The sequence below is a fragment of the Desulfosarcina cetonica JCM 12296 genome (assembly GCF_001311845.1).
Taxonomy (GTDB): domain Bacteria; phylum Desulfobacterota; class Desulfobacteria; order Desulfobacterales; family Desulfosarcinaceae; genus Desulfosarcina; species Desulfosarcina cetonica.
Genome location: NZ_BBCC01000344.1, coordinates 1 through 3489, shown reverse-complemented (window position 1 = coordinate 3489; position 3489 = coordinate 1). Strand labels below are relative to the sequence as shown.

Genomic DNA, 3489 nt, shown 5'->3' with positions numbered 1-3489 from the left:
CCCGCCTCTCCCGCTGGCGCCAGGCCGACCAGCGCATCGTCTTCACCAACGGCTGCTTCGATCTCCTGCACCCCGGTCATGTGAGCCTGCTGCATCAGGCCCGTCACCTGGGGGACCGACTGATCGTGGGCCTGAACACGGACGCCTCCATCCGCCGGCTCAAGGGTGAGGCCCGTCCCATCCTTCCCGGCGAAGACCGGGCCGCCATCTTAAGTGCCCTCGCGGATGTGGACATGGTGGTTTTCTTCGATGAGGACACGCCCCTGAATCTGATCCGCGCGCTCCGGCCGGACATCCTGGTCAAGGGCGCCGATTATCGCCTCGATCAAGTGGTGGGCCGGGAAATCGTCGAAGCCTATGGCGGCGCGGTCCGCCTGGTGGAGATTCTGCCCGGCCACAGCACTACCGCCATCGCTCACAAACTGGCCGCCAACGGCCCAGATAGCAAAAATTAGCTCAGCTAAAACCAGCTCAGCGCAAAAGGAGACCATCATGGCCATTAGCCCGGAACTGCTCGACATCCTTGCCTGCCCCAAGTGCAAGGGGGACATTCATCTCAACGCGGCCCAAGACGGTCTGGTTTGCGAGCCTGCCGGCTGGTATACGAGATCCGCGACGATATCCCGATCATGCTCATCGACGAAGCCAAGCCGCTGACAACACCTTAAGCGACAGCGTGATCTCCATGAGCCGTCCTCAACCGCCCAAACCCGCCAAACTGATCGTGGGCTTTTTCTTGAAAGAGCAGGCCCTGGCCGCCGCGATCGCCCGGAAACTGCAGGATCGGCTGGGCGCTGTGGACATGGTTAGCCCCTGGCTCGATTTCGATTTCACCAGCTACTACGAAAAAGAGATGGGCGCGCCCCTTTACCGCCGGCTGATGGTGTTCAAACCGCTGATCGACCAGACCCGGCTGGCCGGGATCAAACGGCTGACCAACGGCATCGAGACCGAATATGCGCTGGACGGCCAGCGCCGGGTGAACATCGATCCCGGTTACCTTTTGGCCGAGCGCTTCGTGTTGGCCACGGGAAAGAACTTCACCCACCGCATCTACATCGGGGATGGCATTTACGCCGACCTGACGCTGATTTTCCAGAAGGGCGGCTTTCGCAGCCTGCCATGGACCTACCCGGATTATGCCGACCGGCGAATGATTGACTTTTTAGTCCTGGTCCGAAATAAATATATGTTGGATCTGAAAAAATACCGGCCGATGGGCCAACCGCACCAGCCGGCGACGGATTGCCGTCGAAACAAGGGTAGGGAACCACCATGATCAAGAGCATGACCGCCTATGCGCGCGCGGAACGACTGGCCGCGCCGTTGACCCTCCGTGTGGAGGTGCGCAGTTACAACAGCCGTCACCTGGATGTGGCCCTGAAACTGACCCACGGGTACGAGGCCCTGGAAGAGCGCATTAAAACCGTCATTGCCGAGCGCGTGGCCCGCGGCCGGGTGGAGATCCGCGTGAACATCCAGGATGACGGCGAGTCCGGCAACCGCTTCGAGGTCAACCTGCCCCGCGCACGGGCTATCAACAGGCCCTGGACGGCTTGAGCCAGGCCCTTGGCCGAACCGCGCCGGTTCCCCTGGAGACGATTTTGGCGGCGGGCGGCATGATCCAGGCCGTCGAGGCGGAAAAGGACCTGGATGCCATCTGGCAGGAACTGCTGCCGTGCCTGTCGGCCGCTTTGTCCGACCTGGATGCCATGCGCCGGGTGGAGGGGGACAACCTGGCCGAGGATTTCCGGCAGCGTCTGGACGGCATCGCCGTCATGCTGGCAAAGATTGAGGCCCAGGCCGATCAGGTTCCCGCCCTGGCCCGCCAGCGGCTCGTCGAGCGCATCGAGGCCCTGACCCGCGGCATTGTCGAGATCGATGAGACCCGCATCTCCCAGGAGGCGGCCCTCTTGGCCGATCGCAGCGACATTTCCGAGGAGATCGTGCGCGCCAAGAGCCATATTCAGCAGTTTCGGTCCCTGATGGCCGACGATGCGCCGGCCGGAAGGCCGCTCAATTTCCTGTTGCAGGAGTTCAACCGCGAATTCAACACCATGGGTGCCAAATCCGGCAAGGCGGCCATGTCCCATACGATCGTGGCCGTCAAGTCGGAGCTGGAAAAGCTGCGCGAGCAGGTTCAGAATGTCGAATAAGCCCGACGGCCTCTCCGGGCGGGTGCCGATGGAAAAGAAACTGCTCAACATCGGTTTCGGCAATACGGTGGTGGCCGAACGGGTGGTGGCGATCATTTCCCCTGCGTCCTCGCCCATGAAGCGCCTTAAGGATGAGGCCCGCGAGCAACGCCATCTGATTGACGCCACCCAGGGGCGGCGCACCCGCGCCATTATCGTCATGGACAGCAACCATATCGTGCTGTCCGCCATCCAATTCGAAACCGTGGCGCAGCGATACGAGGATCTGAAAAAGGAGAAGGGGGGCGCCAATGAATCCGAAGACAGCCGTTGACCCGGATCAGCCATCGGGGCCGGCGGGGCGGGGGCGACTCTTCGTGGTCTCGGCCCCATCGGCGCCGGCAAGAGCACCTTGTGTCAGGCGGCCCGCGAGCGGTTGCCCGACCTGGTCTACTCGGTGAGTACGACCACGCGTCCGCCGCGACCCGGCGAGGTTGGAAGGCCGCGACTATTTCTTCGTCAGCCCGGAGGCCTTCCGCCAGGGCATCGCCGCGGGGCAGTGGGCCGAATGGGCCCAGGTGCACGACAATTATTATGGCACCTCGGCCGATTTCATCGACAGCCATCTTTCCGCCGGCCGGGATGTGCTCCTGGATATCGACGTCCAGGGCGCGGCGCAGATCCTTGCGCGTTACCCGGATACGGAGACAATTTTCATCATGGCGCCCTCCCTGGCGGCGTTGCGCGAGCGGCTCGTCCGCCGCGGTCAGGACGATGCCGCGGTGATCGAGAAGCGCCTGCGCAATGCCGCCGCCGAGATTGCCCGCAAGGCGCACTACCGGCATCTGGTGGTGAATGACGACCTGCCGGTGGCCATCGAACGGTTCGTCGGCATTTTAAAGGGCGAGGTCCCTTGAAATGCCCATGAAACACCGTGCCCGCCGGCCGGCATCTCCAGGCCGGGAGGTGCTTTACGGCGTTCATCCGGTGACGGAGGCGCTGATCGCCAACCGCCGACGGATCGATGCCCTGCTGATCGACCGCAAGGTGCCTTCCGAGCGCCAGGGCGGATCGTCAGCCTTGCCGAGGCCCGTGGCATTGCCGTGGAGTATCTTGCGCCCGAGGATCTGCGTCAGGCCAGCGGCAGCGACCAACACCAGGGGGTGGCCATGCGGGTTTCGTCCCTGCCCCTGGACGATCTGGAATCCCTTGACCTGACCGGTACCGGCGGCTGCCTGCTGGTGATTCTGGACAGCATTGTCGATCCGCACAACCTGGGCGCCATCGTGCGCACGGCCCACTGCGTGGCGCCGATGGCCTGGTGGTGCCCAAGGATCGGGCCGCCGGGGCAACG

6 protein-coding genes and 3 pseudogenes are annotated in these 3489 nt (G+C 63.5%); all 9 read left to right on the top strand.

Translation table 11 applies throughout. From position 1 onward, the window contains the following. Positions 1–455 (top strand): D-glycero-beta-D-manno-heptose 1-phosphate adenylyltransferase (gene rfaE2 / locus JCM12296_RS33460; RefSeq protein ID WP_083456762.1); only part of this gene is annotated, 455 nt, incomplete at its 5' end. 37 nt (positions 456–492) lie between these two features. Next, positions 493–657, top strand: coding sequence for a Trm112 family protein (locus JCM12296_RS39435; RefSeq protein WP_306304185.1), 165 nt, complete (start codon positions 493–495; stop codon positions 655–657). 28 nt (positions 658–685) lie between these two features. Beyond that, a complete protein-coding gene (locus JCM12296_RS33455; RefSeq protein WP_054702283.1) occupies positions 686–1279 on the top strand; it encodes a DUF4416 family protein in 594 nt (197 codons plus the stop codon). After that, positions 1276–1682, top strand: a pseudogene (locus JCM12296_RS33450) (YicC/YloC family endoribonuclease); the annotation flags it as partial. The gene JCM12296_RS33455 and the pseudogene JCM12296_RS33450, both read left to right, overlap by 4 nt. 30 nt (positions 1683–1712) lie before the next feature. Then, a complete protein-coding gene (locus JCM12296_RS33445) occupies positions 1713–2156 on the top strand; it encodes an endoribonuclease YicC domain-containing protein (RefSeq protein ID WP_422699214.1) in 444 nt (147 codons plus the stop codon). Positions 2157–2184: 28 nt separating this feature from the next. Continuing rightward, positions 2185–2469: a DUF370 domain-containing protein gene (locus JCM12296_RS33440; protein WP_054702286.1), complete on the top strand. Its 285-nt coding sequence runs from the start codon at positions 2185–2187 to the stop codon at positions 2467–2469. A 148-nt stretch (positions 2470–2617) separates the two neighbouring features. Continuing rightward, positions 2618–3052: pseudogene (locus JCM12296_RS33435) on the top strand (guanylate kinase); the annotation flags it as partial. 7 nt (positions 3053–3059) lie between these two features. Beyond that, positions 3060–3353 (top strand): hypothetical protein, encoded by a 294-nt coding sequence (locus JCM12296_RS40685; RefSeq protein WP_172684242.1) that lies wholly within the window; start codon positions 3060–3062, stop codon positions 3351–3353. Beyond that, positions 3239–3489, top strand: a pseudogene (locus JCM12296_RS40680) (hypothetical protein); the annotation flags it as partial. The gene JCM12296_RS40685 and the pseudogene JCM12296_RS40680, both read left to right, overlap by 115 nt.